The 26,024-nt window shown below is 47.6% G+C and carries 36 protein-coding genes and 1 pseudogene; 29 read left to right on the forward strand and 8 right to left on the reverse strand.

Annotated features, from left to right (window positions below):
- The first annotated feature begins 37 nt into the window (after positions 1-37).
- The 17 genes from smc (at position 38) to CB4_RS08725 (ending at position 15,161) form a co-directional block, all read left to right on the forward strand.
- Entirely contained in the window at positions 38-3,595 is a 3,558-nt protein-coding gene (smc, locus tag CB4_RS08645) for a chromosome segregation protein SMC (RefSeq protein ID WP_096465012.1), read from the forward strand.
- 29 nt (positions 3,596-3,624) lie between these two features.
- Positions 3,625-4,623 carry a signal recognition particle-docking protein FtsY gene (gene ftsY / locus CB4_RS08650; protein ID WP_096465014.1) on the forward strand — a complete coding sequence of 333 codons (999 nt, stop codon included), beginning with the start codon at positions 3,625-3,627 and terminating at the stop codon, positions 4,621-4,623.
- A 99-nt stretch (positions 4,624-4,722) separates the two neighbouring features.
- Positions 4,723-5,067, forward strand: a complete 345-nt coding sequence (gene ylxM, locus CB4_RS08655; RefSeq protein ID WP_096465016.1) for a YlxM family DNA-binding protein — start codon at positions 4,723-4,725, stop codon at positions 5,065-5,067.
- A gap of 10 nt (positions 5,068-5,077) precedes the next feature.
- The gene (gene ffh, locus CB4_RS08660; RefSeq protein ID WP_096465018.1) at positions 5,078-6,427 is read left to right on the forward strand and encodes a signal recognition particle protein; all 1,350 of its coding nucleotides are present in this window, start codon (positions 5,078-5,080) and stop codon (positions 6,425-6,427) included.
- Between the two features lie 88 nt (positions 6,428-6,515).
- Positions 6,516-6,788 carry a 30S ribosomal protein S16 gene (gene rpsP, locus CB4_RS08665; RefSeq protein ID WP_096465020.1) on the forward strand — a complete coding sequence of 91 codons (273 nt, stop codon included), beginning with the start codon at positions 6,516-6,518 and terminating at the stop codon, positions 6,786-6,788.
- A gap of 29 nt (positions 6,789-6,817) precedes the next feature.
- Positions 6,818-7,045 (forward strand): KH domain-containing protein, encoded by a 228-nt coding sequence (locus tag CB4_RS08670; protein WP_096465022.1) that lies wholly within the window; start codon positions 6,818-6,820, stop codon positions 7,043-7,045.
- 80 nt (positions 7,046-7,125) lie between these two features.
- The gene (locus CB4_RS08675) at positions 7,126-7,548 is read left to right on the forward strand and encodes a YlqD family protein (RefSeq protein ID WP_157737881.1); all 423 of its coding nucleotides are present in this window, start codon (positions 7,126-7,128) and stop codon (positions 7,546-7,548) included.
- Positions 7,541-8,056: a ribosome maturation factor RimM gene (rimM, locus tag CB4_RS08680; protein WP_096465026.1), complete on the forward strand. Its 516-nt coding sequence runs from the start codon at positions 7,541-7,543 to the stop codon at positions 8,054-8,056. Before CB4_RS08675 ends, rimM begins: the two co-directional genes overlap by 8 nt.
- Before the next feature lie 9 nt (positions 8,057-8,065).
- Positions 8,066-8,827 (forward strand): tRNA (guanosine(37)-N1)-methyltransferase TrmD, encoded by a 762-nt coding sequence (trmD, locus tag CB4_RS08685; RefSeq protein ID WP_096465028.1) that lies wholly within the window; start codon positions 8,066-8,068, stop codon positions 8,825-8,827.
- Between the two features lie 147 nt (positions 8,828-8,974).
- Complete coding sequence (rplS, locus tag CB4_RS08690; RefSeq protein ID WP_096465030.1) at positions 8,975-9,322, forward strand: 50S ribosomal protein L19; 348 nt, start codon at positions 8,975-8,977, stop codon at positions 9,320-9,322.
- 71 nt (positions 9,323-9,393) lie between these two features.
- Positions 9,394-9,951 (forward strand): signal peptidase I, encoded by a 558-nt coding sequence (lepB, locus tag CB4_RS08695; RefSeq protein ID WP_096465032.1) that lies wholly within the window; start codon positions 9,394-9,396, stop codon positions 9,949-9,951.
- Between the two features lie 22 nt (positions 9,952-9,973).
- Complete coding sequence (gene ylqF, locus CB4_RS08700; RefSeq protein ID WP_096465034.1) at positions 9,974-10,873, forward strand: ribosome biogenesis GTPase YlqF; 900 nt, start codon at positions 9,974-9,976, stop codon at positions 10,871-10,873.
- Between the two features lie 87 nt (positions 10,874-10,960).
- Positions 10,961-11,728: a ribonuclease HII gene (locus tag CB4_RS08705; protein WP_269459520.1), complete on the forward strand. Its 768-nt coding sequence runs from the start codon at positions 10,961-10,963 to the stop codon at positions 11,726-11,728.
- Positions 11,729-11,749: 21 nt separating this feature from the next.
- Positions 11,750-13,222: a hypothetical protein gene (locus tag CB4_RS08710; RefSeq protein ID WP_096465035.1), complete on the forward strand. Its 1,473-nt coding sequence runs from the start codon at positions 11,750-11,752 to the stop codon at positions 13,220-13,222.
- Complete coding sequence (locus CB4_RS08715) at positions 13,219-13,503, forward strand: EscU/YscU/HrcU family type III secretion system export apparatus switch protein (protein ID WP_096465037.1); 285 nt, start codon at positions 13,219-13,221, stop codon at positions 13,501-13,503. Before CB4_RS08710 ends, CB4_RS08715 begins: the two co-directional genes overlap by 4 nt.
- A complete protein-coding gene (locus CB4_RS08720; RefSeq protein ID WP_096465039.1) occupies positions 13,500-13,862 on the forward strand; it encodes a YraN family protein in 363 nt (120 codons plus the stop codon). The genes CB4_RS08715 and CB4_RS08720 overlap by 4 nt, the downstream gene beginning before the upstream one ends.
- Positions 13,863-14,084: 222 nt before the next feature.
- On the forward strand, positions 14,085-15,161 hold the full coding sequence (locus CB4_RS08725; RefSeq protein WP_157737883.1) for a YifB family Mg chelatase-like AAA ATPase: 1,077 nt from the start codon (positions 14,085-14,087) through the stop codon (positions 15,159-15,161).
- On the opposite strand, the gene CB4_RS08730 is transcribed toward CB4_RS08725, so the two are convergent.
- The 7 genes from CB4_RS08730 to CB4_RS08760 form a co-directional block, all read right to left on the reverse strand.
- Positions 15,139-16,737, reverse strand: coding sequence for a recombinase family protein (locus CB4_RS08730; RefSeq protein WP_096465043.1), 1,599 nt, complete (start codon positions 16,735-16,737; stop codon positions 15,139-15,141). The genes CB4_RS08725 and CB4_RS08730 overlap by 23 nt on opposite strands.
- 111 nt (positions 16,738-16,848) lie before the next feature.
- The gene (locus tag CB4_RS08735) at positions 16,849-17,427 is read right to left on the reverse strand and encodes a hypothetical protein (RefSeq protein ID WP_146226556.1); all 579 of its coding nucleotides are present in this window, start codon (positions 17,425-17,427) and stop codon (positions 16,849-16,851) included.
- Positions 17,420-18,019 carry a hypothetical protein gene (locus tag CB4_RS08740; protein ID WP_096465046.1) on the reverse strand — a complete coding sequence of 200 codons (600 nt, stop codon included), beginning with the start codon at positions 18,017-18,019 and terminating at the stop codon, positions 17,420-17,422. The genes CB4_RS08735 and CB4_RS08740 overlap by 8 nt, the downstream gene beginning before the upstream one ends.
- A 428-nt stretch (positions 18,020-18,447) precedes the next feature.
- Positions 18,448-19,356 carry a hypothetical protein gene (locus CB4_RS08745; protein ID WP_096465048.1) on the reverse strand — a complete coding sequence of 303 codons (909 nt, stop codon included), beginning with the start codon at positions 19,354-19,356 and terminating at the stop codon, positions 18,448-18,450.
- Between the two features lie 89 nt (positions 19,357-19,445).
- Positions 19,446-20,003 carry a terminase gene (locus CB4_RS08750; protein ID WP_096465050.1) on the reverse strand — a complete coding sequence of 186 codons (558 nt, stop codon included), beginning with the start codon at positions 20,001-20,003 and terminating at the stop codon, positions 19,446-19,448.
- 65 nt (positions 20,004-20,068) lie between these two features.
- Entirely contained in the window at positions 20,069-20,521 is a 453-nt protein-coding gene (locus tag CB4_RS08755; RefSeq protein WP_096465052.1) for a DUF4429 domain-containing protein, read from the reverse strand.
- A gap of 94 nt (positions 20,522-20,615) precedes the next feature.
- The gene (locus CB4_RS08760; RefSeq protein WP_096465054.1) at positions 20,616-20,990 is read right to left on the reverse strand and encodes a helix-turn-helix domain-containing protein; all 375 of its coding nucleotides are present in this window, start codon (positions 20,988-20,990) and stop codon (positions 20,616-20,618) included.
- A gap of 163 nt (positions 20,991-21,153) precedes the next feature.
- Here CB4_RS08760 and CB4_RS08765 point away from each other — a divergent pair, with 163 nt between their 5' ends.
- A complete protein-coding gene (locus CB4_RS08765) occupies positions 21,154-21,402 on the forward strand; it encodes a helix-turn-helix domain-containing protein (protein ID WP_096465056.1) in 249 nt (82 codons plus the stop codon).
- A gap of 138 nt (positions 21,403-21,540) precedes the next feature.
- Here CB4_RS08765 and CB4_RS08770 read toward each other — a convergent pair whose 3' ends face one another.
- Positions 21,541-21,768: a hypothetical protein gene (locus CB4_RS08770; protein WP_096465058.1), complete on the reverse strand. Its 228-nt coding sequence runs from the start codon at positions 21,766-21,768 to the stop codon at positions 21,541-21,543.
- A gap of 137 nt (positions 21,769-21,905) precedes the next feature.
- Between CB4_RS08770 and CB4_RS20900 the strand changes: the two genes are divergently transcribed.
- From CB4_RS20900 to CB4_RS21500, 11 genes and pseudogenes are all read left to right on the forward strand, one after another.
- Positions 21,906-22,049 (forward strand): hypothetical protein, encoded by a 144-nt coding sequence (locus CB4_RS20900; protein ID WP_157737885.1) that lies wholly within the window; start codon positions 21,906-21,908, stop codon positions 22,047-22,049.
- Positions 22,046-22,252, forward strand: coding sequence for a hypothetical protein (locus CB4_RS08775; RefSeq protein ID WP_096465060.1), 207 nt, complete (start codon positions 22,046-22,048; stop codon positions 22,250-22,252). The genes CB4_RS20900 and CB4_RS08775 overlap by 4 nt, the downstream gene beginning before the upstream one ends.
- Positions 22,249-22,506 carry a hypothetical protein gene (locus CB4_RS08780; protein ID WP_096465061.1) on the forward strand — a complete coding sequence of 86 codons (258 nt, stop codon included), beginning with the start codon at positions 22,249-22,251 and terminating at the stop codon, positions 22,504-22,506. Before CB4_RS08775 ends, CB4_RS08780 begins: the two co-directional genes overlap by 4 nt.
- Positions 22,507-22,613: 107 nt before the next feature.
- Positions 22,614-23,135: a helix-turn-helix domain-containing protein gene (locus CB4_RS08785; protein WP_096465063.1), complete on the forward strand. Its 522-nt coding sequence runs from the start codon at positions 22,614-22,616 to the stop codon at positions 23,133-23,135.
- On the forward strand, positions 23,132-23,359 hold the full coding sequence (locus tag CB4_RS08790) for a hypothetical protein (RefSeq protein ID WP_096465065.1): 228 nt from the start codon (positions 23,132-23,134) through the stop codon (positions 23,357-23,359). The genes CB4_RS08785 and CB4_RS08790 overlap by 4 nt, the downstream gene beginning before the upstream one ends.
- Positions 23,356-23,508, forward strand: a complete 153-nt coding sequence (locus tag CB4_RS20905; RefSeq protein ID WP_157737887.1) for a hypothetical protein — start codon at positions 23,356-23,358, stop codon at positions 23,506-23,508. The genes CB4_RS08790 and CB4_RS20905 overlap by 4 nt, the downstream gene beginning before the upstream one ends.
- Positions 23,509-23,735: 227 nt before the next feature.
- Positions 23,736-24,032 (forward strand): hypothetical protein, encoded by a 297-nt coding sequence (locus tag CB4_RS08795; RefSeq protein WP_096465067.1) that lies wholly within the window; start codon positions 23,736-23,738, stop codon positions 24,030-24,032.
- Between the two features lie 15 nt (positions 24,033-24,047).
- Positions 24,048-24,251 (forward strand): hypothetical protein, encoded by a 204-nt coding sequence (locus CB4_RS08800; protein WP_096465069.1) that lies wholly within the window; start codon positions 24,048-24,050, stop codon positions 24,249-24,251.
- Positions 24,252-24,347: 96 nt separating this feature from the next.
- Positions 24,348-24,521, forward strand: a complete 174-nt coding sequence (locus CB4_RS20910; protein WP_157737889.1) for a hypothetical protein — start codon at positions 24,348-24,350, stop codon at positions 24,519-24,521.
- Between the two features lie 11 nt (positions 24,522-24,532).
- Positions 24,533-25,117 (forward strand): host-nuclease inhibitor Gam family protein, encoded by a 585-nt coding sequence (locus CB4_RS08805; protein WP_096465071.1) that lies wholly within the window; start codon positions 24,533-24,535, stop codon positions 25,115-25,117.
- 140 nt (positions 25,118-25,257) lie between these two features.
- Positions 25,258-25,674 (forward strand): annotated as a pseudogene (locus CB4_RS21500) (Sak single strand annealing protein); the annotation flags it as partial.
- Positions 25,675-26,024 lie beyond the last annotated feature (350 nt).

Genomic DNA, 26,024 nt, shown 5'->3' on the forward strand with positions numbered 1-26,024 from the left:
TGAAGGAAGCTTTGAATTTTTGGCAGGGAGGCTGGAGATGTTTCTAAAGCGCCTCGAAATTACAGGGTTTAAATCGTTTGCAGACCGGACAGAATTGGAGTTCGTGCCGGGCATTACAGCCGTCGTAGGTCCGAACGGCAGCGGGAAAAGCAATATTTCGGATGCGATTCGCTGGGTACTAGGGGAGCAGAGCGCAAAATCACTGCGCGGTGCCAAAATGGAAGATATTATTTTTTCCGGTAGTGATGGCCGCAAGCCAGTGAATTACTGTGAAGTATCGCTCACGCTTGATAATGCAGACCAGAAATTGAAAATGGATTTTTCTGAAGTTACGGTTACCCGGCGCGTGTATCGATCGGGAGACAGTGAATATTCCATTAATCGTCAGAGCTGTCGCCTGCGTGATATTGTCGAACTGTTTATGGATACGGGTGTCGGCAAGGAAGCGTATTCTGTCATCGGCCAGGGGCGAATCGAAGAGATTTTGAGTACACGTTCGGAAGACAGGCGTGTACTGTTTGAAGAAGCGGCTGGGATTGTGAAATACAAAGCACGCAAGAAGGAAGCCGTAAAAAAACTGGACGAAACAGAGCAAAATCTTGTGCGCGTCCAGGATATTATGAGCGAGATCGCCGAGCAGATCGAGCCACTTGCCGAGCAGGCAGATAAGGCACGCGAGTATGTACGTCTGAAAGAAGAGCTAGCACGCCACGAGATTGGCCTGTATGTAAAGCAGTTTGATGTGCTGCATGAAGAGTGGGAAGCACTCAAAAAGACAGTAGAGGAACTGACGAACGAGCAGGTAGAATGCGCGGCGGAGATTAACCGCATGGATGCGAAAGTGGCCGATTTAAAAGCATATGCATCCGAGCAGGACAGTGTTCTTGAGGACCTACAGCAGCGACTGCTTACTGTAACGGAAGAAACAGAGAAAGCAGAAGGGCTGCGCGAGGTGTTGCGCGAGCGTTTGCGCAATTTCAGCCGCAACAAGCAGGATGCGCGCGGCAAGGCAGTCGGGCTTAGTGAGAAGCAGGAAGCACTGCGACAGGAGCTTGCGCAGATTGATGAGCAGGTTGATACGGCCTCTATCCAGCTTGCTGAGCTGGAAAAAGAACTGTCTTCTGAGCAGAGACGATACGCGAATTTCACGACGTTTACGGATAAAGATATTGAACGGCTGAAAGCGGATTATTTTGAAATTCTCAACCAGATGGCAGCTCTGCGCAATGAAGTGCGCCACCATGAACAAATAATCGAGACGAGCGGGCACAAAGCAGAGCGTCTCGCACAGAGCAATGAACAGTTGATTGCCCAGAAAGACAGCATTGCGGCCCGCCGTGCTGAATTGGAACAGGAACTCTCGGATGTTCGTGTGCAGCTGGCGAATAGCCTGGCTGCTTTTCAGGATGAAGCGTCTGCCCGCAAGAAGTATGCGGATGAGCGAACACAGGGGCTTGAGGAACTGCGTCAGGGCGAACATAAGTTGAATGGATTCGTGTCACGACGCGATGTGCTGCGCGATATGCAGGCGGAGTTTTCCGGGTTTATGCAGGGTGTTAAGGAGATTTTGAAAGCACGCGAACGCGGATTTGAAGGCGTAGAAGGCGCTGTGGCGGAACTGATATCGGTCGAGAAACAGTATGAGATTGCGCTGGAGACGGCACTGGGCGGCGCGATGCAGCACGTGGTTGTTGCCAATGAGTCGGTTGGTCGCCAGGCAATTACCCTTCTCAAAAGTCGACGGGCCGGGCGGGCCACATTTTTGCCGCTTGACGTCATTAAGCCACGTACGCTTCCGGATTCGGAGCGATCGCGCGTGCTTGCGCTTCCCGGTGTAATCGGTGTTGCTGCCGAGCTTGTGCATGCGGCGGCGCGCTATTCCTCCATTGTGTACAACTTGCTAGGTAGCGTTATTGTGACCGAGACATTGGAGCAGGCGAATGCGGCGGCTCGTCAGCTTGGCTATCGCTATCGCATTGTCACGCTGGAAGGGGATGTAGTGAATCCAGGTGGTTCGATGAGTGGGGGTTCTGTGCAGCAGCGGTCGAATCACTTGCTTGGCCGCCAGCGGGAACTTGAACAGCTTGAAGCTGCCATTGTCCGTCAGAAGCAGGCGAATGACGAGCAGTATGCACGTCTGGAGGCACTGGAGGAAGAAGCAGCAGCAATCGCCGCGCGGGAAGAAGAACGCCGGGTGAGCGGTGAGAAGCTTCGCGCACAGGAGCAGGAACTCAGTAGGCTTTTGCGAGAACTGGATTCAGCGGAGAAGAACATCGCGGAACGATGGGAATTTTTCCGTCATGACCAGTCCATGCTTGAAGGGGAGCAGGATCAGGCGCGGCGTCGGATTGCGATCATTGAAGAAGAGCTAGAAGAGCTTGCGATTGCCGATCAGGAAAAGCAGCAGGAAATTGAGCTTGCAGAAGCGAGCCGCAGGGAGAAAGAAACAAGCAAAGAAGCGCTCAGTGCTCGCATCACGGAGCTGAAAGTGGAAGTCGCAACAAGACGTGAGCAGCATGAGGCACGCCTTGCAGAGCAGCGGCGCTTGAATCAGGAACTTGCGGTTATTTCACAAGATCTCGAAGCGACGACAAAAGCGCTGTTTATGCTTGATTCTGATGCCGCTACAAGTGATGAAGAAGAAGAGAAATTTGATGCGAGTATTCGCAGCTTGCGTAGCCAGAAAGAGCAGTATACCGTACACATTCAGGAGCAACGTCAGAAGCGGCAGGATGTATATGCGAAGCTTGCCCAGCATGAGGCAGATACGAAAGAACGTCGCCGTCATGTAAAAGATGTCGAAGATAGGCTGCACCGTCATGAGGTACGAAGTGAGCGTATGGATGTCGAGCTTGATACGCTGCTGAATAAGCTGCAGGAAGAGTATGAACTGAGCTATGAGATGGCGAAGGTAAAGTTTCCACTTCCGGATAATCTGGAAGAAACTGCAACAATCGTCAAGCAAACCCGTCAGCAGATGGCAGCGCTTGGCACGGTGAATCTTGGTTCGATTGAAGAATATGAGCGGCTGCATGACCGCCAGGAATTCCTCCTAACCCAGCACCGTGATTTGAGTGAGGCAAAAGCAACGCTCTATCAGGTGATCGGAGATATCGAAAGCGAGATGTCGCGCCGCTTCAAGGAATCATTCGAAGCGATTCGTGAACAGTTCCAGATGGTATTTACTCAGCTGTTTGGAGGTGGACGGGCGGATCTGCAGCTGTCCAACCCAGACAATCTGCTTGAGACAGGCATTGAGATCGTCGCCCAGCCACTGGGTAAGAAGCTTCAGTATTTAGCGCTTCTGTCTGGCGGGGAGAAGGCGTTAACAGCAATTGCGCTTCTGTTCTCGATTCTGCGCGTCAAGCCGGTGCCGTTTTGCGTACTGGATGAGGTCGAAGCCGCGCTTGACGAAGCGAACGTCAAGCGTTTTGCTGAGTACTTGCGCGAGTTTTGTGCCAACACCCAGTTTATTGTTGTGACCCATCGCAAAGGCACGATGGAAGGCGCAGACGTGCTCTATGGGGTAACGATGCAGGAATCAGGTGTTTCTAAATTAGTTTCTGTACGCTTAGAAGAAGAGGCGGCTACATAGACGTACTTTGCATAGAAAGGATACATGCCATGAGTTTCTTTAAGAAATTGAAAGAAAAAATTTCCGGCCAGGCTGAGGTCATTACAAACAAGTTTAAAGAAGGTCTAACGAAAACACGGGGCGCATTTGAGAAAGTCGAAGACCTCGTCCGCCGCTACAAGCGAATTGATGATGAGTTTTATGATGAGCTAGAAGAAATCCTCATCGGAGCCGATGTCGGCGTAACAACCGTTATGGAGTTAGTTGACGATCTACGTTCCGAAGCGCGGAAGCAAAAAATTGAAAATGCACACGACTTGCAGCCGCTTCTGTCTGAAAAACTGGTCGGCTTGTTGAAAAATAAAGAGGAAGACCTGTCACTTAACATTGAAGAGGACCGGATGAATGTCATCCTATTCGTCGGTGTTAATGGGGTAGGGAAAACGACAACGATCGGCAAAATGGCACACATGTTCAAAAGTCAGGGGAAGAATGTAGTCATGGCAGCAGGCGATACGTTTCGTGCCGGAGCGATTGAGCAGTTGGAAGTATGGGGCGAGCGTGTAGGCGTTGAAGTTGTGAAGCAGCAGCAGGGATCAGACCCGGCGGCGGTCATTTATGATGGCATCCAGGCAGCCCGTACGAAAAAAGCGGATGTGTTACTGTGCGACACTGCAGGCCGCCTGCAGAATAAAGTCAATCTGATGGAAGAACTCGCAAAAATCAAGCGGGTTATTTCCCGGGAGATTCCAGGTGCACCGCATGAAACGCTGCTCGTGCTCGATGCGACAACCGGTCAGAATGCACTCAGCCAGGCCAAAGCGTTTAGTGAATCGGCTGACTTGTCCGGCCTTGTGCTCACAAAGCTTGATGGTACGGCAAAAGGTGGCATTGTGATCGCCATTCGCAACGAGTTGAATGTGCCAGTAAAATACGTCGGGCTCGGTGAGAAAATGGACGATCTACAACCGTTTGATCCAGAGCAGTTCGTTCACGCGCTGTTTGCGGGCGCAATTGAAAAAGAAGAGGAAGAAAATCTCGGGGAGTAAAGACAAAATACTTGACACTTGTTTCAGCGTTCGGTATGATTAGTTCCTGTAAAGGATTCAAGCTTTACACCGAACGTCTGGACACGGGAGATGAATCCGATGCTTGAAGAAACGACACGCATTCATCTGATGTACGACATGTACGGCCCGCTGTTGAAAGAGAGGCAGCGCCAGTATTTTGAACTGTACTACCGGGACGATTTATCGCTTGGTGAGATTGCCGAACTGCAGAACATTAGCCGTCAGGCGGTGTTTGAACAGGTTAAGCGGGTGGCGAAGATGCTCGAGGAGTACGAAAGCAAGCTCGGGTTGCTTGGTCGCTATGAGAAGCGACAGGCGCTTCTTGTGGAATTGAAAGAAGAATTGTGTCCGACAGGCAGTGGCGATTCGCGTGCCTGTGAGATCACCCGCAAGCTTCTGGCATTAGAAATGGAGATAGATTAGGAGGCGGATTATGGCGTTCGAAAGTTTAGCCAGCCGACTGCAATCAACATTTGACAAACTTCGCGGCAAAGGTAAAGTAAGCGAAGAAGATGTAACGAAAGCGATGCGCGAGGTGCGCCTAGCCCTCCTCGAAGCAGACGTTAACTTTAAAGTCGTCAAAGATTTTGTGAACCGTGTCAAAGAACGGGCCATCGGACAAGATGTATTGAAGAGCTTGACACCGGGTCAGCATGTTATTAAAGTCGTAAACGATGAGTTGACGGAACTGATGGGCGGCGGCCAGAGCAAGCTCGCTGTATCGAATCGTCCGCCGACAGTCGTCATGATGGTCGGGCTGCAAGGGGCCGGTAAGACAACAACCACCGGTAAGCTTGCTAATTACTTGCGTGGCAAACAGAACCGTAAGCCACTTCTTGTCGCATGTGACGTATATCGTCCAGCCGCGATCAAGCAGCTTCAAGTGCTTGGCAATCAATTGGATATTCCGGTGTTTGAGATGGGTAACCAGACAAGTCCGGTCGAGATTGCGCGTGCGGCGATTGAACATGCAAAAGAACAGCACCTTGATTATGTGCTGATCGATACGGCAGGCCGCCTGCACATTGATGAAGCGCTTATGGGTGAGTTACAAGAGATTAAAGCGATCACCAAGCCGAACGAGATTCTGCTTGTCGTCGATGCGATGACCGGGCAGGATGCGGTGAATGTAGCAGAGAGCTTCAACAATCAGCTTGAACTGACCGGCGTTGTCCTCACTAAGCTTGACGGGGATACAAAAGGCGGGGCCGCGCTTTCTGTTAAAGCCGTAACCGGCACACCAATCAAATTCGCCGGTATGGGTGAGAAGATGGATGCGCTTGAGCCGTTCTATCCAGAGCGGATGGCGAGCCGGATTCTTGGTATGGGTGATGTGCTGACGCTCATCGAAAAAGCGCAAGTAGATGTGGATGTCGAGAAGGCAAAGGAATTGGAACGGAAAATGCGTAATGCGGAATTTACGTTCGAAGACTTCCTGGAGCAGATGGCACAGGTGCGCAAGATGGGACCGCTTGATGAACTGCTTAACATGATGCCTGGCATGAACAAAATGAAAGGTCTGAAAGATGTCAAGATTGACGATGGGGCGATTGGCCGCGTCGAAGCGATCATTCGCTCAATGACGATTGTGGAGAAGCAGCAGCCGGAGCTTATTAACTCCAGCCGTCGCAAACGCATCGCCAAGGGCAGCGGCACGACCATTCAGGAAGTCAATCGGCTGATCAAGCAGTTTGATGACATGCGGAAGATGATGAAGCAGTTCACGAAGATGACCGACAAAGCCAAGAAAAAAGGCGGGTTCAAATTCCCGTTTATGGGATGACAAATGCTAAATGAAGTCTTTTCATTAAGGGATGACTTTGTTATAATAATTAATTAGTGTGTAAACACAATCATGGAGGGAATAACAAATGGCAGTAAAAATTCGCTTAAAACGTATGGGTCAAAAGAAAGCTCCGTTCTACCGTGTAGTAGTAGCAGATTCCCGCGCACCGCGCGATGGCCGTTTCATTGAAGAAATCGGCACATACAATCCAGTAGCTCAACCGGCTATCGTTGAAATCAACGAAGAGAAAGCTATGCAATGGCTTTCTACAGGTGCACAGCCGACTGATACAGTTCGCACCCTGTTCCGCAAGCACGGTCTGCTTCAGAAGTTCCACGAAGCAAAACGCCAGAAGTAATGGCATAAACAGGCGGGAGGATAAACAGCGTGAAATCATTACTTGAAGTGATTGCAAAAGCTCTTGTCGACCATCCCGATTCTGTTGTGATTGAAGAAGTGGCGCAGGAGCGCGGCAAGACGTATCGCTTGTCTGTTCATCCTGATGATATGGGCAAGGTGATCGGCAAGCAGGGCCGTATTGCCCGCGCTTTGCGTACGGTTGTTGGTGCGAAGGCTCTCAAAGAGAACGAACGTGTCACAATCGAAATAGGATAACAGCTGACAGATAAGTCGGGAGCGGAAACGTTCCCGGCTTTTCTTCCATTTAGCGCCTGACTTCTGACGGGAGGATGAGCATGCTAACAATTAAGCGGGAAATTAAAGTGCTGATGGTGCTGACCGAAGCAGCACGGCAGAAGCTAAACACAGAGCTTTGCGGCATGCAGGAGCGATATCGACTAGAACTTGAACAGCTCGATTTTCAAGCCAAGAAGCTGATGCATGAAGCGCAGCGTAAGGGCCGTGATGCTATCGCTATTGTGGAGCGTCGCCTGAGCCAGGAAAAAGCCGCCCGTGAAGAGAAGCTTGCGGGGATTGCAAACCAGCTTGAACACATCGCATCACTTGCGGACGGAAGCGAAATTCCGTATACAACGGTGCAGAGCGAAGTGGAAATTCGTGTCGGAGATCGGTGGGACGATCGGATGAGTGGGGCGGAAATTGTGCTCGTCGATGGTTTGGTAGCCGAAATTCGTGAAGGAGGAAAACGTGGTGAGTGAGTTTTATACAGTAGGCAAGCTTGTTAACACACAGGGAATTCGCGGGGAAGTGCGGATTATCTCAGAAACAGATTTTCCGGAAGAGCGGTACAAAAAAGGGCAAGTATTGTATTTGTTCCATCCGTCGTTTTCGCAGCCGAAGCCACTGACGGTTGCTTCCGCTCGCCCTCACAAAAACTTCTATATTCTTTTGTTTGAAGGAATTACATCAATCAATGAGGCCGAGAAGTTTAAAGGCGGGGTGCTTAAAGTGCGTGCCGAAGACCGGGGTGAGCTTGACAAAGGGGAATTTTATTTCCAGGACATTATCGGTTGTGAGGTCTTTACAGACGAAGGGGAACGCCTTGGGGCAATCAAAGAGATTTTGCAGCCAGGCGCGAACGATGTATGGGTTGTGAAGCCAGATAAAGGACCCGACATCCTGCTTCCATACATTGATGACGTCGTGCGTGAGATCAACATCGCAGATAAACGGATTACAGTCTACCTTCTGCCGGGGCTGATCTAGGAGGATCATATGCAGATTGATGTGTTAACACTGTTTCCGGAAATGTTTACAGGCGTGCTCGGGACAAGCATCGTTGGTAAGGCACAGCAAAAAGGGCTCGTCTCGTTCCGTCTTGTGAATTTCCGGGAGTTTTCAGGCAATAAGCATGGGCAGGTAGACGATATGCCGTATGGCGGTGGCGGCGGCATGGTGCTGAAGGCCGAGCCGATTTTCCGCGCGGTTGAATCACTGATCGAGCCGTCAGTGGAGGGATCAGGGGCAGAAGAGCCTGGGAAACGTCCGCGTGTCATTCTCATGTGTCCACAGGGGCAGCGCTACGACCAGAAGCTGGCTGAGGAGCTGGCGGAAGAGGATCACCTTATTTTTATTTGTGGTCATTATGAAGGCTATGACGAGCGCATTCGCGAACATCTGGTTACCGACGAGATTTCAATTGGGGATTATGTGCTGACGGGTGGAGAGCTTGCTTCGATGGTCATTATTGATAGCGTCGTACGTCTGCAACCGGGAGCGCTTGGCAATGCCCAGTCTGCGGTGTCAGATTCGTACAGTACGGGACTTTTGGAGCATCCGCACTATACACGCCCGGCTGAGTTCAGGGGATGGACCGTACCGGATATTCTTTTGTCCGGTCACCATGAGAATATCGAGCAGTGGCGTCTTGAAGAAGCGGTGCGTCGAACACTCGAACGCCGTCCGGACTTGCTAGAAGCCGAAGGGATTAGTGAGGAAGTAAAAAAAATTGCCAAACGGCTGAAACAGCAGTTGTAACAGGAAAGCCGTTATGATATTATACTTTTTGTGGGCTTAATCGGCCCTCTGAATAAGATGGTCCTCTTCCTATTTTGAGGTTGCGGCTGATATAAGACCGTGGACTTCGCATACGGAATGAACATCTGTTGGAAGGAGTTGAACAGAATGCAACAGATTCTTCGTGAAATTACACAAGCGAGCCTTAAAACTGACGTCCCTAGCTTCCGCCCGGGCGATACAGTACGTGTTCACCTGAAAGTAGTCGAGGGTCAGCGCGAACGTATCCAGGTGTTTGAAGGTGTCGTGATCAGACGTCGTGGAGGCGGTATTAGCGAAACATTCACCGTTCGTAAGATTTCTTACGGCGTAGGTGTTGAGCGTACACTTCCGCTGAACTCCCCGAAAATCGAAAAAATCGAACTCGTCCGTTACGGTAAAGTTCGCCGTGCGAAGCTTTACTACCTCCGCGATCGCGTGGGTAAAGCAGCACGTATTAAAGAAATTCGTCGCTAATGCGAAAAGGAGCTTGTATACAAGCTCCTTTTTTGCAGTGCAGCGATAATAAAAAAGCGAGGAGGATGTCCATGACAGAGCAGTCTTCGCCAAACGGAGAAAAGAAAAATGAAGCATGGGAATGGATTAAAGCGCTCGGTATCGCTATCATTCTTGCACTGATCATTCGCTCGTTTTTATTCGCTCCGTTTCTCGTTGATGGTTCGTCTATGATGCCGACCTTAGAAAATGGCGAGCGTCTGATTGTCAACAAGCTTGTCTATCATCTGAATGGACCGAAACGTGGAGAGATTGTCGTGTTTCATGCCTCCGCTACGAAAGACTACATTAAGCGGGTCATCGCTACAGAAGGTGAAACGGTAGAGATGAAGAACGACCAGCTGTACATAAATGACAAGCCGGTGGATGAACCGTATCTTGCCCAGTATAAACTACAGGCAAAGCAGCAAGGCTATAAGTTGACGGATGATTTTCCGAAACAAAAAATACCTGCGGGTCATGTTTTTGTAATGGGAGATAACCGTCAGAACAGCCAGGACAGTCGCATCATCGGTCCGGTTGCCATAAAAGAAATGGTTGGCCGGTCCGAGGTCGTAATCTGGCCGTATACTAAAATTCGATTCCACTAATGAGAAATGTAGGTGATGTCATATGACAATTCAATGGTTTCCGGGTCATATGGCCAAAGCGCGTCGTCAGGTAACAGAGAAACTTAAATTGATTGATGTTGTCATTGAACTTTTAGATGCGCGTCTCCCGCTTTCGAGCCGCAATCCGATGATTGATGAGATTGTCTCAGGTAAGCCGCGTCTAATTCTGCTCAATAAATCGGATCTGGCCGATGAAGCGGTAACGAAAGCATGGGTACAGCACTTCTCCGATCAGGGGATTCGAGCTCTTCCGCTTGATGCACTATCGGGTCGCGGAGTGAATAAACTGCCGCAGGAGTGCCAGGCGCTTGTCGAAGAGATGATGGAGAAGCGCCGTGCCAAAGGGATGCAGGATCGAGCCATTCGCGCGATGATTCTTGGCATTCCGAATGTGGGTAAATCATCGCTTATGAACCGCCTGGCTGGGCGCAAAGTAGCGCAGACAGGAGATCGCCCGGCTGTGACGAAGGCGCAGCAGTGGGTGAAAGTTGGCAAAGTACTCGAATTGCTTGATACGCCGGGGATTCTGTGGCCGAAGTTTGAAGATCCGCTTGTCGGATTGCGTCTTGCGGCGAGCGGCGCGATTAAAGATGAAATTATTGATTTTCAGGAAGTCGCATTGTTTGTGGTTGCGTATTTGCAGATGCACTATCCGGGTGCGCTCGCTTCACGTTACCAGCTTACGGACATTCCAGAGAATAAGCTTGATGTGCTCGATGCGATCGGACGGCGTCGGGGCTGCGTCGTGAGCGGTGGCTATATTGATTACGATAAAGTGTCGGAACTGATTCTACGCGAGCTACGTAGCGGAAAGATCGGCACCATATCCCTCGAACGTCCGAATGATCCGTTCACCGTTGATATGGCGCGTGTGAATATGGACGATATTACGCCGTACTAAACAGCATACATCTCGTAAAACGCGCGGCCTGGCTGCGCGTTTTTGTTATAAATGGGAACAGGAGAGCAAGAAGGGGGCTTATCAGACATGAAGGCAATGACGATAACAGAAGTAAAACAGTGGCTTGCGGAACGGAAAGAGCTGACGCCCGATGAACAGGCGCACATTCAAGCAGATAGCCGTTCCGGGGTGCAGAATGCATATAAGCAGTGGCAGCGTGCTCGCGCGCGTGTAGAAGCAGACCGAATGCGCTGGCAAGAGATGAGTGTAATGGAGCGGGAGCTGTGGGCGCAAGGATACAGCTATATTGCCGGTGTTGATGAAGTTGGACGTGGCCCGCTTGCCGGTCCTGTCGTCACAGCAGCTGTTATTCTCCCCGCTGATTTTTATTTGCCGGGATTGAACGATTCGAAGAAAGTTCCGGCTGCCCGGCGTGAGGCGATGTACGAAGTCATCATGGAGGGTGCGCTTGCGGTTTCGGTTGCTGGCAAAGACAGCGGGGTGATTGATGAGATTAACATTTATCAGGCCACACTTGCAGCGATGCGCGAAGCGGTGCTGAATTTGTCACCAGCGCCCCAGATTACGCTCAATGATGCGGTCACCATTCCAGGACTTACAATTGAGCAGAAAAGCATCATTGGTGGAGACGGAAAAAGCATCTCGATTGCAGCCGCTTCGATTATTGCCAAAGTGGAGCGTGACCGGATGATGAAATCGTACGATGAGCAATATCCGGGGTATGGATTTGCCGCTAATATGGGATATGGAACAGCCGAGCACTTAGCCGGTCTGCGCAAGCTTGGTCCGTGTCCAATTCACCGGCTAAGCTTTGGTGGTGTGCTGCTGGATTAACATGGGGAGGGAGGACTGGCTATGATTCAAAATATGTTGATTGGGCAAATGCTGGATCAGATTCAACAGGTTCGTTCATCTGTTATCGAGCTGAAATCAGGTCAGGTGTTTTCCGGTAAGGTGCTGAAGCTGTTTCCGGACAATATGGCTACGGTTCAACTGGGTGGACTTACGGTAACCGCGCGCCTAGAAACACCGCTTGAACTGGGCCAGCGGACATGGTTACAGGTGCAGCCAGGCGGTCAGCCTGTTACGCTCAAGGTCATCAATCAGCCCGGCCAGCCAAACGTGGCGGCTGACCCTGGCCTTGAGGGGCTGGCACGCGGTCTGGGTGCATCGGTAAATGAAGAAAATATGAAACTGCTAAAAACATTGGTGGATCAGAATGTTCCCCTGAAAGCAGATTCGCTACGTGCGTTTCAACAGGTAATGAGCGAGGCTGGAAACAATCAAGAGACGCTCGATGCTGCCCTACTGGCGTTTAAGAAAGGGCTCCCGGTTACGAAAGAAACCGTGCTGTCATTGCGTGCATTTGTGGCTAATACAAGCATTGGAAGCTCGCTTACGGGCCTGGCTGATTCGCTTGAGCAGGCGGTACAGCAGCCACAGAGCCTACTTTCGCCATCACTGAAGCAAGCCGTGGAGCAGGCGCTTCCAGCGCTCCGTAGCACCCGTGCAGTTCTGGAGCAGACAGCGGAGATACTCGCCGGGAATCGTGGTGAGGCGGCGGATACTGATGAACACACTGCGTGGCAATCCACTCGTCCGCAGACAGATGCTTCGGCAGCAAAGACGATCGTGATGGAATTATTTGATCGCCTTGGATTGCGCCATGAGCGGGAGCTGGCTTCTTCTCAGCTTGCTATGCCGTCTGCTTCTATCAATACGGAGAATGAGTCGCAGCAGGCGGTGTCGCAAAATGTGAAAGCAGCCCTGCTTCACTTATTGCAGCATGAAGATGCCCAGCTGCTGCCGCAGGGAGTGCGTGAGCAAGTACAGCTGGCAATACACCAACTTACTGGTCAGCAGTTGATGACAGCAAATGCGCCTGATTCAGCTTTTGTCCAGGTGGCACTTCAACTCCCGATGCCAGGTAATCCAGATGGAGAAAATGCACTCATTCAAGTGGAGTCGCGCCGCAAAAGGAATGGAGAGCTTGACCCTGATAACTGTCGCCTGTTTTTTTATTTATCCATGCAAAACATGGGTGAGACGATGCTTGATGTTTCGGTTGTCAACCGAATTTTATCTGTTCATCTGTATAATGACGGAGAGCAGATCCCGGAGATGGTGAGTGCACTGCGTGGCCCGCTGGAAGCTCGTCTGGCTGAACAGGGTTATAGGCTTTCTTCGATACGTGTGTCACCTATACCAGATGAGGGTGTAGCAAGTACAGCGAGTTCGGAGCCAACTGCTTCGCAGGGGAAATCCAAACCGTTTGCCACTCCACCGTCGAGTCTGGCAAATTATAAAGGAGTGGATTTCCGCATATGAGAGAGCCGGCGAAATATCCGCGTAAAAGCGCTGTCGCCCTTCGTTATAATTTGCAGGAAGCGGACGCGCCGCGTGTGATTGCAAAAGGAAAAGGGCTGGTTGCTGATAAGATTGTCGAGCAGGCAAAAGAGAATGGGATTCCGGTTCAGGAAGATCCGTCTCTTGTGCAGGTACTCGCAGGCCTTGAATTAAACGAACAGATTCCCGTTGAGTTGTATCAGGTTGTCGCGGAGTTGCTGGCGTTTGTTTATCGGACAGACCGCCAGAGTCGTTCGTCATGAGTGGGTCAAACAGCAGAAGGGAGCTTGGTCTGGAAGGGGAAGAAGCGGCTTGCCGTTATCTTGAGTCATGCGGGTATGAGATTGTGGCGCGTAATTATCGCATACGTACGGCCGAGATTGATCTTGTGATGTGCGACGGAGATGAGCTTGTGTTTGTCGAGGTAAAAACTCGTCGTACGACCCGTTTTGGGCATGGGAGCGAGGCGATCACCCCGCATAAACAGCGGAAAATACACGGCGCAGCCCTTGCTTACATGCAGCAGTATGGAGGGGGACGACGGTTCCGGTTTGATGCCGTCATCATCACGAAATCCTATAGTGGGGCGATGGACATCGTTCATATGCGGAATGCCTTCTGAAAAAGGGCCGTAAAATGGGTGCGCCTGCAAGGCACCTGTCCATGAAAAAAGAAAATACACCGCATACTGTAATAGTGTACTCGATGTGAAACACCTCCATCTTACCCTGCTGCTCCTGGCAGGGTTTTTTATGTTTTTTTACAACTTCCACAATCCTGACAGCAGGCATATACACAGCGGATACACCATAGTATAATTATGGTAAAAAAAGGAAGTGTAAATATGTTCGCCAGTGTAAAAAGTGCGGTTGTATACGGGGTGGAAGGAAAATGTATTGAGGTAGAAGCAGATATTACAAATGGTCTGCCGCATTTTGATATTAGTGGACTGGCGGCGTCTTCGGTACGAGAAGCACGGGAGCGGGTAAAGGCGGCGATCAAAAACAGCGGATTTACCTTTCCATTGCAGCGAATTACGGTTAACCTTGCGCCTGCTGATATGCGGAAAGCAGGCTCCATGCTTGATTGTGCCATCGCGGTAGCGATCCTGCTTGCAAGCGGGCAGATTGAAGTTCGCAATCGTCTTGCGGACTGGCTGTTTGTTGGAGAGTTGTCGCTAGAAGGACGTTTGCGCTCGGTTCCGGGTCTTTTGCCTATGCTTTTAGATGCGCGTAAACAGAATGGATCTGGGGCTGTTGTACCATTAGAGACAGGGGAGGAAGTCGGGCGTGTTCGGCTTCCGCTTTTGCGGGCGGCCACCTTGCGGGAATGTGTAGATCTTTTTGCCTGTCCGGATGAAGAGTTGGCACAAATCAGTAAACTGGATAGCTTACGTGTAGGCCAGATGGAATCTCAAATTTCTCATCTTTGTTTTTCAGAGGTAAGGGGGCAGCGGCACGTCAAGCGGGCGATGGAAGTGGCAGCTGCCGGACGGCATCATTTGTGTATGGTTGGTCCACCGGGAACAGGGAAAACCATGATGGCCTATCGATTCCCCACGATTTTGCCGTTGCTTGATGAAGAAGAAGAGCTGGAAGTGGATGCGATATATAGTGCCTGTGGCTTGTTAGAAGAAAGATTTAAGCAGCGAGGTCAACCCCCATTCCGTGCTCCTCATACTTCGATTACGCCAGCTGGAATAGCGGGAGGAGGGACCTGGCCTAAGCCAGGGGAGATGAGTTTGGCTCATCTTGGCGTGCTGTTTCTTGATGAATGGGCAGAGTTTTCTCGGCCTGTACTGGAATCGATGCGCCAGCCACTTGAAGATGGGAAGATTGTATTAATTCGAAGCGGTCGAAAGCTCACCCTGCCCTCACGCTTTCTTTTACTGTCCGCATTTAATCCGTGCCCATGTGGATAGGAGTTTGCATAAAAAGATACCTGATTGCAACCTCAGCTTTGTCGCGTCCTTCTGGGTTTTTGATCGTATGAACCTTTACTTCTTTTACGAGGGAATGGACGATTCTAAACTTTGCTTCGAAATCTATATCCTGGCTTACCTTCGTCTGTAACTCGTTCAATACAGATTCTGCATTTTGCAACTGAGTTTCTACAACCTGCTCATTCTCGATCAGGAAGGATAGGTTCTTTTCTTCTTGTTGCAGTTGCTTTGTTTCCTTTTCGATTTTCCCCAGTTGAATCTCCACATCTATACTGGAAATAAATTTCTTCCGGAACAAATCTAAAATCGACTGCTTTTCCGTTTCCTTTTCCTTCAGCGCCTTACGCAGAAGATTGCGCTGCTGCTGAAGCCTTTCTCGGTTATCTTGTTGTTTCTCCACATCCGGTTTCAGTTCCTCTAAGATATTTCCGGGATTGGCGGCGAAGTTCAGAATGTCATTCCACACCATGGAATCTAACCATTCACGTGGGACATTTTTGGAAGAGCATCGCCCTCCGTTTCTTGTGTGATGCGTTGTTTTCCCTAGACATACATAATAGTAAAGCGTTTTTCCTTTTTGGCCGTAAGAGTGCAAGTAATAACTTCTGCCACACTCTCCACACTTCACTAATCCTTTGAGTATATTATTCAGCGAGCCGACTTGAGACTCAATACGGTGGCGTTTCAAGGCTCTCTGAGCCTCTTCCCATTGTTCTTCTGAGATAACGGCCGGTACAGTACGTTCTATTAGCTCACGCTGGCGAGAGGCACGTTTCCCGTAGAAGTGAATCCCTTTGTATACCTCATTCTTTAGAATCCCTAGAATCCGACTTTGTTGCCAGATACCTGATGTTTTTTCTCGTCTCTTTCCATCACCTCGTTTTACTTTCCGTTTATCTTTCGTGTATGCCGTAGGAATTCCGAGGGCATCCAGATGCTCACCTATTTTGATGGAGCCGTAGTCTTGGTTGGTTATGAGGTCAAAGATCAGGCGAATGACACCAGCCTCCGAGAGATCAAGTCCAGGTAAAGGATCTTCGTTTATTTCCAAGTACCCATCTTCATTGACGCGGTAGCCGTAAGGTACAATGCCACCAATCCATTTTCCGTCCCGTGCTGCACGGTTAGCACCTTGCCAGAGACGATCTAAGATAGTGGAGCGCTCAAGGTCGGCTACACCGGCCAGAATGGTCAGCAGGAAGCGTCCAGAAGGGTCAGAGGTATCGAATGGTTCTGTCATGGATTTGATTTTGATACCGTAGCCCTCCAGCTCGTGTACGGCGTTCAGGATGACGCGGGCAGCTCGGCCAAGCCTGTCCAAGCGGTAGATCAGCAGCAGATCAAACTTTTTGTCTTTGCCATCTTGGATGAGCTGCTTTCCAGCTTCGCGTTGTTCTAGTGGAATTGTACCGGATATACCATCGTCTTTGTACCACTCGGTGATTTCGAGCTTGTGCAGGTCACAATATTTTGTAGCAAATTCAATTTGGTTTTCGATTGTACCGCGCTCGACTTGTTCTTCGGTGGAAACGCGGATGTAGACGGCGACCCTCATGTATAGCCCTCCTGTGAATAGTGTGGGTAAAACTGCGAATAATAGGAATGTATGTTCTGTTTAGTGGTGAAAAAGAAGAGCCCTGGGAGGGCTTCTTTTATTGAGTAAGGTTTATTTAAATCCAAAACGGACAATTGCAAGAACGATAGCGAAAATAATAGAACCTACAATCCAAAGTTTCGCACTAGTGACCTGCTCTTTCACATAGGTCTTTTTTGCAACATCATCATCTTTTATTACATCCCGTATAACGGTTTTAATCCGATCCTCTGTAGGCACGCTTTTAATTGCATCGGTGATAGCGTTAGTTATTCTCATCTCAGTATTTAACAGATCAGCAGAAGTCGGTATATTATTAAGGCGTTCTTGGATGACAGAAACCTTGGAGTCAATCCCCCTGATGGATTCTTCCATCTTGTCTGTTTTCTTTTCAAGGTTCTCAACCCTTCTTTTCAGATCATCCATATTACCGCCACCTCCTCCGTTTGATGAACCATGAAGTCCCGATGCTATTTCCTGGAAGGACTCGTTCAGCCCATTTAGGTTCTCTACAATCATTGTAATATATTCGGGAGGGAATTGTGCAACATTCTTTCTCTGGGCACTCATTGATGAGCTGCTTCCTTTAAATGAAGAAGATAGGGATGTATTGGGAGTGGGATTGAAAGAAGCGGCGTTCTCGTTACTCATCTGTGCTTACCCTTTCAGAGAGGGACTTAGAGATTTTTTGTAGGTCTTCAAAGTATTGACTATCTAAATGTTTATTGTATCTTACTAAGTCTCCAGGTATTTGATTTAACATGAACAGAATAAATCTAATTTTTTGGTCAAGATCAAAGTGCAATTCGAGACTTTCTCCATCTGCACGTAGAAAGTTAAGAACTAAATTCTCATAATCACTCCAGCTGGTATCAATATACGCTAATGAAAATGGATTTCTTGATGCCGTTGTGGTTCTACTGAGAAAAGCGCGGTGTTTATGTGCAAATAAACCTAGTTCTGCTTGTTTATTAGGTGCTAATAGATGATTTAGATTAGGTAATTGTCCGTCCAGAATATTAATTAAAAAGTTGGTTGCATGTGATCCATAGTGTTTATTCAAGAAGTGATCTCGAAAGAAGTACCAACCAGGAAGAAATTGTTTGCTATTGCTAATTCGTGTAAGTTCATTAGAGATGTAAGTGAGTTCTCCTTCTTTATCTAATATATTTGCTTTAAAATGTATGTAATCTTGTTCTGGATCAGCTTGATTACTTGCAGAGTTAGTAATTGAATCACTCATTTATTTCACCTTCTATTTCTGTTTTTTTTGTTAAAAAGAAGGGCCTTTTAGTAAGCAAAGGCACTCATGGATATGCTGTTATTAAAAATAAAAAGCGAAAGGAATAAGTATATTGAATATCACTCGTTTTATTCCTTCTGAAACCACTAAAGAAGGTTATGTGTCTCCTCGCTTTTTTGGCAAGTGCGAAGTTTGCGGAAATGAATTTCAAGGAACACCTTCCGACCCTGATTTGTGTCATGAACATAGAGAAATTAAGGATATAAAATTTAGAATATTATATACGTGTCCGTTCTGCGATACAGAAACCGATAATCAAGAAAGCTGCCCTGATTGTGGAGCAAAGTTTGAAATCTTGGGATACATTGATGAAGCGTATGCGACAAAAACAAAAACCAGTAGGCGTATCAGCAATGACATGCTTATTTTTATGCTAAATAATCATTCCATTTATCATCTAATATCAAGGTATCTATTTCTTCTAACTGGCTTGATTCAAATTGCCATTTGCGCACGACATCACCCTCTTGTACATGAATAAAGATGGTAAATGAAAAAGGATGTCCTGGATCATTACGATCTAACCTTTTTCGAATGAACTTTAAATCAATTTCTGGTATATCCTCCGTCTTAATATTTGTTCTATGTATTACGTTATAGTGAGCGGGTTTTCCAATATTAAAGGGCTCGACACCGTGAAATGTTTGCAGATGGTCAAGTAGCCACTTGATTGTATTTATGATGTAAGGATGTCCATTTGGAGATATTAATTCACTCGAAAGCAAACTCATTGCATTTGAGAAGGATATAACTTGTTTAAGAGTAATTTCTTTGTTTGTTATTTTTGGTTTCTCAACAGTAAAATGCAAGTTTCCCTTTTCGATATTACCCCAACCGTGATGTACTAGCGCATTTCTGTAAGGACGTAAAGTGTCATATAACGCAACAAGAGTCTGTATTAAATGCTCTTCGTTTTCAAGAGAGGGAGGGGGAGTAAATAAATCGGTTCTTAATTTTTGGATTTTACCTGTAAATCCACCATCGCGACTGATTTGATTTTGGGCTAACAACCACTCGAAAATCATATCTAGCACTTTGTAAGAAGTTGTAAACATCAAAGGGCTGAGTTTTTCAATAGCTTTTGAAACGGCATCACTGCATAAAGAAGATTCGACATACATACAGACAGTAGTAATTGGAGAATCATCAAATTCAAAATCTATGCGGTCTGATACATTGCCTAAATATTCTCCGACAGCTAATACGCACTCTTTTAATACGAAACGCTCGTACCCAACTTTGTCTGCTAGTTTTTCTCTAGCGGTAGCATTGAACATTTTATTTCCCCCCAACCAAAAAATATATTCTGAAAAAGAAGGGTCTGGATATGTAGGGATTTTCTGAGGTGATTAAAATGCTTAGTTTGTCATTGAGCAACAGTACGATCAAACAAAATCATTTGATCTTCTCGCTCTATGTAACGTTGAAATTCTTCATCAAGCCGAGCCTGAAAAATCCGGCGCTCGATCTGCTCCCACCGACGCCAAGCGAGTGAGTAGGGAAGATCGAAGCTTTCAGCAATCGTCGCAGCTACTTGTCTGCCTGTAAAGTCTAATTGCTCAACCATATAGAAAGGCGCAGAAGCATAGAGTTGAAACTGACTTGCTTGCATCTCCTGCCATTCTTCCACACCGCGTAAAGCAGGCACCCTTTCGTGCTGGCGAGCTGTATGGCGTAATGGATGGCAAAGTTCGTGAAAGAAGGCAGCGCGCTGCTCACGGACTGAGAGAGTGCGATCAAGGTACACCATAGCTAGTTCGTCATCCCATACAGCAGCACTTCGTCCAGATGTATAGTCAATATAGATTCCAAATACATCGCAAAGTTCCGACAGTGACAGATGTGCAGGAGATACGATGCCTGCTTGTTGGTATTGTTCTTCAATCCATGATTCGAGGTCTGTTTTTGTGTAGTAATGAAGCATAGTTCCTCTCCTGCATACAAGCGTACGTTCGTATCTAGGTGTAAAAGAAGAGCCCGGTGGGGGCTTTAAATACCAAGTAGTTGTTTTTTCTTTGTTTGAAATTCTTCTTCGGTTAAAATTCCTGCATCGCGTAGTTCAGCAAATTTTTTGATTTGTTCTGCTGTATCAATTGGAGCGGAAGGAGTTGCTGCGGTAGTAGCCTCCTCCATTTTTTCCTCAATTAATGCTTTGATTTTTTCAAAATCTGGCTGCTGTTTTTTATTGAACATGACGGTATTTTCATCTTTGGTAGCATCAAATAATCCACCTTTGTTTTCTGATCCGCCTGAAAACGCGAATTGCATATATCCATTTGTAAACGTCCCCGGGGCTTTGAACTGAATAGAGGTTATTTGCTTAATCAGAATTTCCTTATCACCTTTTAAACCTTGTGTCATCTTAGCAAGCATGCCTTTTCTTTTGATTATCACTTTGTTTTGTGTCACTTCGATCTGACCGTTTACGCCTAGTGCCTCCATAGAAACCTCCCGTTTTATATAGATTTACTTTTATGTAATAAATTTCTGAGATATCTATAATAAAGCCCTGCTTGTCCAAGTGGTTCAGGCAGGGTTATTTTTTCTTCGCTCGAAGTTCCTCTTTCTTCTTCTTGAACCGGGCGATCATGTCAGCAACTGTATCCATGACGATTTCCTGTTCTTCTGGGTCCAGTTTGTCGAAATCTTTGAATCCGTCGGAAAAGGCGACATTGATAGTAGTATCATTTTGAGTCATTGACTCAGAAGGATCGTTTATACGACCTGTAAGATAATCAGTAGTAGTTAATAATAAATCAGCCAAATTCCTAAGATTATCAGCATCAGGTTGGTAAGTGTCGGACTCCCATTTAGAGATTGTAGTATTATCAACCCCAAGCTTTTTTGCTACATCAGCTTGTGTCATTTTCAGTTCTTTACGCTTTTGTTTTAGTCTTTCACCGAGAGTCAACGGTCTACCTCCTTTGCTGTTTCATCAAATCAAATATAACATTTTCTGAGATTATTAAAAATAAATTTGATTAATTAGCAATAAATGATTGACATTTGAGCAAAACTCAAATAATATCTAGATATAAAGTTGAGCAAACATCAATAAAAAGGTGGTGAAATAAATGAACTATAGCAAACTGAGAGGGTTAAGGGTTTCTCGGAAAATTTCTTTACAAGAAATGGCTGATGCTATCGGTTTGAAAACAGCAGGCGGCTATCTTCGTATCGAGACAGGTGAGAACAAACTGGATGCGAAACATCTTCCTGTTATCGCTAAAATGTTTGACATCGATTTGAATGATCTAACCAGAGAAATTTTTTTTGAAGATAAAGTTGAGCAATGCTCAAATAAATCGTATCACTCAGCCTAACCACACACTTCACGAAAGGGGGTGAGAGTATGAGCATCGAGCAACGCTTTGCCGATCTGGAAGCGCGGGTTGAGAAGTTGGAAGCCGCCGAACAGGCGACGGCTCAAATAATTATCAACGAACTAAAAAGAAGAGGCATCAATCTTTAATTTCATCAACAACCTTTTGAATTAATTGAATTGTAAATTGCTCAGAGTGATCTCTAAGTCTTGTTGCTACATCTAAAAGGAAACTGATATGAATGTTGCTGTTAGTAGGGTTATTTTGCAGTTCACTTTTCATGGCTTTAACAGCTTCTGAAAATAATTCATTGTTATCAATCTTTAATTCAGCTGCAAGCTTTTGTACATCGATTTTTTTGCTCATATTTACACCTCCTGTCTATCTGGGCTGGGAAGAACGCGCCGACCAAAGCAAACGCTCTTCCTACAACCAAAATTCGACAGGAGATAGGAAAATCCTACAAATAAATAACGCTCCTACTGGGAGAGGAGGCGAACCACTTGGATAAAAAACCAATCAGACAACCGACTGGAATCACGGTTCGACGCATCTATGAACCTGATCCAGAAGCGATGAAAGAAGGGCTTACGCACTTCATAAAAGCTCCGGTTAAGAAAGATTCCAAGAAGGAGGAAACCGCATGACCAAAACCAAACCACGCACCGCTGATGACTTCCGAAGCGTTGTGAATGCGACTCTCTATGTCAACGATGTGCTCAACCAACTTGTTCCACAGCCAGCTTCTGAAGCGAAGAACAAGGCGTTACAAGAGGTGGATGAGCTCCTCAAAACCGTGACGGATCGCATCCAGCGCGAGAACGGCCTGATAGGGGGTGAGTCAGCTTGAAAATCACAACCCTTCGTTATTGCGCCGCAACTGGTGAAGACTTCGAGCCATTCCAGAAAGTTGTGTATGTCCACGCCGACAACAACTGCGTAACAGTCGAAGTTGCTGAGTCGATCCGGGGAAAGAAAGAAGATCGCTTGTTTATCCCAGCTAACCGGCTTGAGCAGCACATCAAAGACTGCGTGAGAAAGTACGAAGAGCAGTATGGCGCTGTTGCCAAGATGGATTTGCTTAACGACCTGGAATGCGAATAGGTCCTTGAAAACTGAATAGAAAGGATGATCTATGTGTTCAAACGCAAGTCGTATCATCAGGACCATGTACCTCACATCCATTTTCTCACAGGGAGGGAGAGCGAGCCATGTTCCGAGATGCACGAAAATGCGCTGGTTTAAGTAGAGAAGAGGCAGCTTTTCGTATAAAAGTGGCAACAAAATCCCTTTCCAACTATGAGGATGGCAAGACGGTTCCAGGGCCTGATGTAGTAATCGGAATGAGCCGAGAATACGGCAGGCCGGATATCACTCAGCGCTACTGCCGGGAATACTGCCCGATCGGTGCTCGATACGGATACATACACCTAGATAACATCAGCATGAATCTGTCGGACATTTGGATGAAGTTGCGACAGGAATTGAAAGAAGCATTAGCTGCTATTGAAGCAGGGGAGGACATCGTGATTAACAAGCGCGGTCCAGAAGATTTCACACCGGCAGAATGGGATGAATTGATGCTTCACACAGACCAGTTTATGGATGTGGAGCACAACATTGAAATATTGAAGATTCGGCTAGGTGAGATGACGGATGTGTCGCAGTTGGTAAGCCAACATAACCAAAAGATGATTGATCGCGGATATGCGAGGAAGGGAGTAAGTGTATGACCAAACAACTACAACAACGCATGGACAAGCTCAAAGAGCGTGCAGAGACAGCAGATGATCACGCTGTGATGGAAACAGCATACGGACTGGCAGCGGCACAACGTCACAGAGAGCATGCGCAACAGTGCTGGACTGAATACGGGTGTTTGATGGCAGATTTAGAAACGTTCGAAGAGTGGACGGAAGAACGTACTGTGATCTTGAAAGGGAGGGTAATGCGATGAGCCAGATTGTATATGTCAGCCGACTCATGACAGCTCGCGAAATGCGTAAAGCATGCGCCATGACAAAATTGGTGCCAGATCGCTTGCTGATCGGCGGGATGATAGCAAATAAAAAAGCTGCCGAGTGTGGGGACACTCAAACAGCTTAAAGAAGAAATTCTTTTCAGAAAAAGCATAACACACGTTCGTATAAACAGCAAGCCTTCGGGCCTGCTGACAGAGTTGCGGGTTGCCTACCACCCCAGGTGCTCATGGCTCTGTCAGCACTTCCGAGTGCTACAACAACCAGAATTACATAGGCGCAGCTAAAGGGCTGTAACGTCAGCGTAGGGGCAGGGGCGCTGGCACTAACAAAGACAAGTGAGGTGAACATGTAATGTACCAAACTATCGACATTGATGCCGTAACCGAGAAGGTAGCTGACTTCCTGATGCAACGCCAAGATCGCGGCCTGCTGATTAATGAAGAAGTGTTCAAGCGAATCCTCGCTGATGAAGTTGGTGTTGATCGGGTGGATGAGCTGTACGACCGGATCTGGGCACAGCCAGTGATTCGAGACACGTTGGAAGTTGCAGCTATGACGTTTGATCTTAATAAGCAGGTTGTAAGTTGTGGTGGGAAGTATTTCGAGATTCCAGGCGGTACGCGGGATTATATGCGAGATGTGCTGTGAGGGGAGGTGAACAGGGTGAAGAATAGCACAACAGCGGTTGAGGTATGCACAGTACAGTGTAGTGTGTGCGAGAACAAGTTCTATGAGTTTGATGACAATGATCTGACTAAGTGCCCACATTGTAATGCTGATTTCATTGAAGTCGAAGCTAATGTTATCAAGACAGAACAGATGCTTATCGGAATCGACTATGCAACTGGTGAGATTCGTAGGCAATAAAAAAGCGACCGGCGGCAACCGGTCACTCATAGTTTCAAAAATAGTTACTGAAATCTTATCACGGTGTTCATTGAAAATCAAATAGGAGGAAGTCGGATGACGGAAGAACAGCGCACGGCAACTAAAATGCTGTTGGCAAACCTGTCTAGCAGCCTGTATGACAAGGGCTTCCTAGCTGGCATGAAAGACATGGCTGACATCGTTGGCATCGACATGAATGCTATTATCCGTGAGTTTGAGCAAGAACAATACGGCGAGGAAATCGCATAGGAGGAATTAGGATGGCAGTACCAGTTGAACGATTAGACGACATGCTAGCAGAAGCGATGGAAGTACAGGAAGGGTGGCAGGTAACGGACCTGAAAGGCGCGATGTGGGCAGATGAGCGCATTAACGAAGCGCAGCTCAAAGTCGATGAGATCGATGTACTGGCTGAGGAACGGATTGAGTCATTACAGCGCAAGATCGATATCGTGAACCAGTGGAAAGAGGAGGCGAAAAAGCCATACCTCGATACCATTTCCTTCTTCGCAGGTAAGCTGATGCTGTATCTTCAGCAAACTATTCAGGAGCAGATCGAAGCTGGTAAGAAGAAAATCACGAAGTCGCTCAAGCTTCCATTCAGCAAGCCTTCATTCAAGAAGAAGCAGCCAGAAGTGAAGCGCGACGATGAGCAGCTCCTGACATGGTTGGAAGCGAATCACCCGGAATTTATCGAGCGCAAGCCTACCGTGAAGTGGGGCGATTTCAAAAAGGTGCTCACGCAAACGGAAGTGGACGGGAAGCTAGTCTATGTAGACGAATGTGGCCAAGTGGTTCCGCATGTGGAGCTAAACGAACGGCCAGATGAATTCTCGCTGAGGTAGCCTACATGGAACAGTGCGCGATATGCACAGCTCCGATTGAGCCGGGGGAACGGACTCTCCCGGTTCATGACGGGGCTACGAAGCAGCAAGACGGTGTGGTGTGTTCGGGATGCAGAAACGATGTGTAAGGAGGAAGTACAGTGGAGCAGGTAGCCACCAATTACTTTGCTGAGTTAGCCAAAATCGATGTGAGCGCCCATACAGAGAAAAAAGGAAAGTTTACGTACTTATCATGGGCGTGGGCAGTGGATGTACTACGGAAGCACGATCCGACAGCCACCTGGGAAGTGATTCGGTTCAACGGGGTGCCGTTCATGAGTACTGACTGCGGTTACTTTGTAGAAGTGGCTGTAACGTGTCACGGGATCACACTTTCACAGATCCACCCGGTTCTGGATAACTCGAATAAGCCTATAGCGAAGCCAAACACGTTTCAAATCAATACCAGTATTCAGCGGTGCCTGGTTAAAGCCATCGCGCTTCACGGGCTAGGATTATACATCTACGCTGGCGAGGACTTACCGGATGGGGAGACAACTAAAGAAACGCCGCAAGAGTCAGTACTAAAACCGACTCCGGCCATTCGAGCTAAGTGGGAAACAGGTGGTGGAAATCCAGATGCGTTGGAATCTTGGTTTGCAAATTGTATCAAAGACGGGAAATCGATTGAGGAAATTGATCAATTTTTAACAGAAAAGATTAAAGAAATGAACGGAAATACAAACAGCTCCCAAGGTAAGCCAGCCACAGATAACCAACGTAAAGCCATCTTTGCTACGGCGAAGGATAAAGGGCTGGACAATGACGGGATCAAACGTCTAGTTGAGTATCTAACCAAGAAGCAGAGTACAACTGAGCTGACGTCAAAAGAGGCAAGCGATGTGATCAAGCTACTTAAAGAAACACC

The sequence above is a fragment of the Aneurinibacillus soli genome (assembly GCF_002355375.1).
In the GTDB taxonomy this organism is placed as follows: Bacteria; Bacillota; Bacilli; order Aneurinibacillales; family Aneurinibacillaceae; genus Aneurinibacillus; species Aneurinibacillus soli.

What these genes read in the sequence shown, in the direction of transcription:
- trmD (WP_096465028.1), top strand. Translation starts at nt 8,066, where the DNA reads ATGCAGATTGATGTGTTAACACTGTTTCCGGAAATGTTTACAGGCGTG.
- CB4_RS08775 (WP_096465060.1), top strand. Translation starts at nt 22,046, where the DNA reads ATGACCAAAACCAAACCACGCACCGCTGATGACTTCCGAAGCGTTGTG.
- CB4_RS20905 (WP_157737887.1), top strand. Translation starts at nt 23,356, where the DNA reads ATGAGCCAGATTGTATATGTCAGCCGACTCATGACAGCTCGCGAAATG.
- CB4_RS08715 (WP_096465037.1), top strand. Translation starts at nt 13,219, where the DNA reads ATGAGAGAGCCGGCGAAATATCCGCGTAAAAGCGCTGTCGCCCTTCGT.
- CB4_RS08745 (WP_096465048.1), bottom strand. Translation starts at nt 19,356, where the DNA reads ATGTTCAATGCTACCGCTAGAGAAAAACTAGCAGACAAAGTTGGGTAC.
- CB4_RS08675 (WP_157737881.1), top strand. Translation starts at nt 7,126, where the DNA reads ATGCTAACAATTAAGCGGGAAATTAAAGTGCTGATGGTGCTGACCGAA.
- CB4_RS20910 (WP_157737889.1), top strand. Translation starts at nt 24,348, where the DNA reads ATGACGGAAGAACAGCGCACGGCAACTAAAATGCTGTTGGCAAACCTG.
- CB4_RS08710 (WP_096465035.1), top strand. Translation starts at nt 11,750, where the DNA reads ATGATTCAAAATATGTTGATTGGGCAAATGCTGGATCAGATTCAACAG.
- CB4_RS08795 (WP_096465067.1), top strand. Translation starts at nt 23,736, where the DNA reads ATGTACCAAACTATCGACATTGATGCCGTAACCGAGAAGGTAGCTGAC.
- ylxM (WP_096465016.1), top strand. Translation starts at nt 4,723, where the DNA reads ATGCTTGAAGAAACGACACGCATTCATCTGATGTACGACATGTACGGC.
- CB4_RS08805 (WP_096465071.1), top strand. Translation starts at nt 24,533, where the DNA reads ATGGCAGTACCAGTTGAACGATTAGACGACATGCTAGCAGAAGCGATG.
- CB4_RS08735 (WP_146226556.1), bottom strand. Translation starts at nt 17,427, where the DNA reads ATGAGTAACGAGAACGCCGCTTCTTTCAATCCCACTCCCAATACATCC.
- CB4_RS08750 (WP_096465050.1), bottom strand. Translation starts at nt 20,003, where the DNA reads ATGCTTCATTACTACACAAAAACAGACCTCGAATCATGGATTGAAGAA.
- CB4_RS08730 (WP_096465043.1), bottom strand. Translation starts at nt 16,737, where the DNA reads ATGAGGGTCGCCGTCTACATCCGCGTTTCCACCGAAGAACAAGTCGAG.
- CB4_RS08770 (WP_096465058.1), bottom strand. Translation starts at nt 21,768, where the DNA reads ATGAGCAAAAAAATCGATGTACAAAAGCTTGCAGCTGAATTAAAGATT.
- ftsY (WP_096465014.1), top strand. Translation starts at nt 3,625, where the DNA reads ATGAGTTTCTTTAAGAAATTGAAAGAAAAAATTTCCGGCCAGGCTGAG.
- lepB (WP_096465032.1), top strand. Translation starts at nt 9,394, where the DNA reads ATGACAGAGCAGTCTTCGCCAAACGGAGAAAAGAAAAATGAAGCATGG.
- CB4_RS08705 (WP_269459520.1), top strand. Translation starts at nt 10,961, where the DNA reads ATGAAGGCAATGACGATAACAGAAGTAAAACAGTGGCTTGCGGAACGG.
- CB4_RS08790 (WP_096465065.1), top strand. Translation starts at nt 23,132, where the DNA reads ATGACCAAACAACTACAACAACGCATGGACAAGCTCAAAGAGCGTGCA.
- ffh (WP_096465018.1), top strand. Translation starts at nt 5,078, where the DNA reads ATGGCGTTCGAAAGTTTAGCCAGCCGACTGCAATCAACATTTGACAAA.
- ylqF (WP_096465034.1), top strand. Translation starts at nt 9,974, where the DNA reads ATGACAATTCAATGGTTTCCGGGTCATATGGCCAAAGCGCGTCGTCAG.
- CB4_RS08725 (WP_157737883.1), top strand. Translation starts at nt 14,085, where the DNA reads ATGTTCGCCAGTGTAAAAAGTGCGGTTGTATACGGGGTGGAAGGAAAA.
- CB4_RS08740 (WP_096465046.1), bottom strand. Translation starts at nt 18,019, where the DNA reads ATGAGTGATTCAATTACTAACTCTGCAAGTAATCAAGCTGATCCAGAA.
- CB4_RS08785 (WP_096465063.1), top strand. Translation starts at nt 22,614, where the DNA reads ATGTTCCGAGATGCACGAAAATGCGCTGGTTTAAGTAGAGAAGAGGCA.
- CB4_RS08765 (WP_096465056.1), top strand. Translation starts at nt 21,154, where the DNA reads ATGAACTATAGCAAACTGAGAGGGTTAAGGGTTTCTCGGAAAATTTCT.
- CB4_RS08720 (WP_096465039.1), top strand. Translation starts at nt 13,500, where the DNA reads ATGAGTGGGTCAAACAGCAGAAGGGAGCTTGGTCTGGAAGGGGAAGAA.
- smc (WP_096465012.1), top strand. Translation starts at nt 38, where the DNA reads ATGTTTCTAAAGCGCCTCGAAATTACAGGGTTTAAATCGTTTGCAGAC.
- rpsP (WP_096465020.1), top strand. Translation starts at nt 6,516, where the DNA reads ATGGCAGTAAAAATTCGCTTAAAACGTATGGGTCAAAAGAAAGCTCCG.
- rplS (WP_096465030.1), top strand. Translation starts at nt 8,975, where the DNA reads ATGCAACAGATTCTTCGTGAAATTACACAAGCGAGCCTTAAAACTGAC.
- CB4_RS08755 (WP_096465052.1), bottom strand. Translation starts at nt 20,521, where the DNA reads ATGGAGGCACTAGGCGTAAACGGTCAGATCGAAGTGACACAAAACAAA.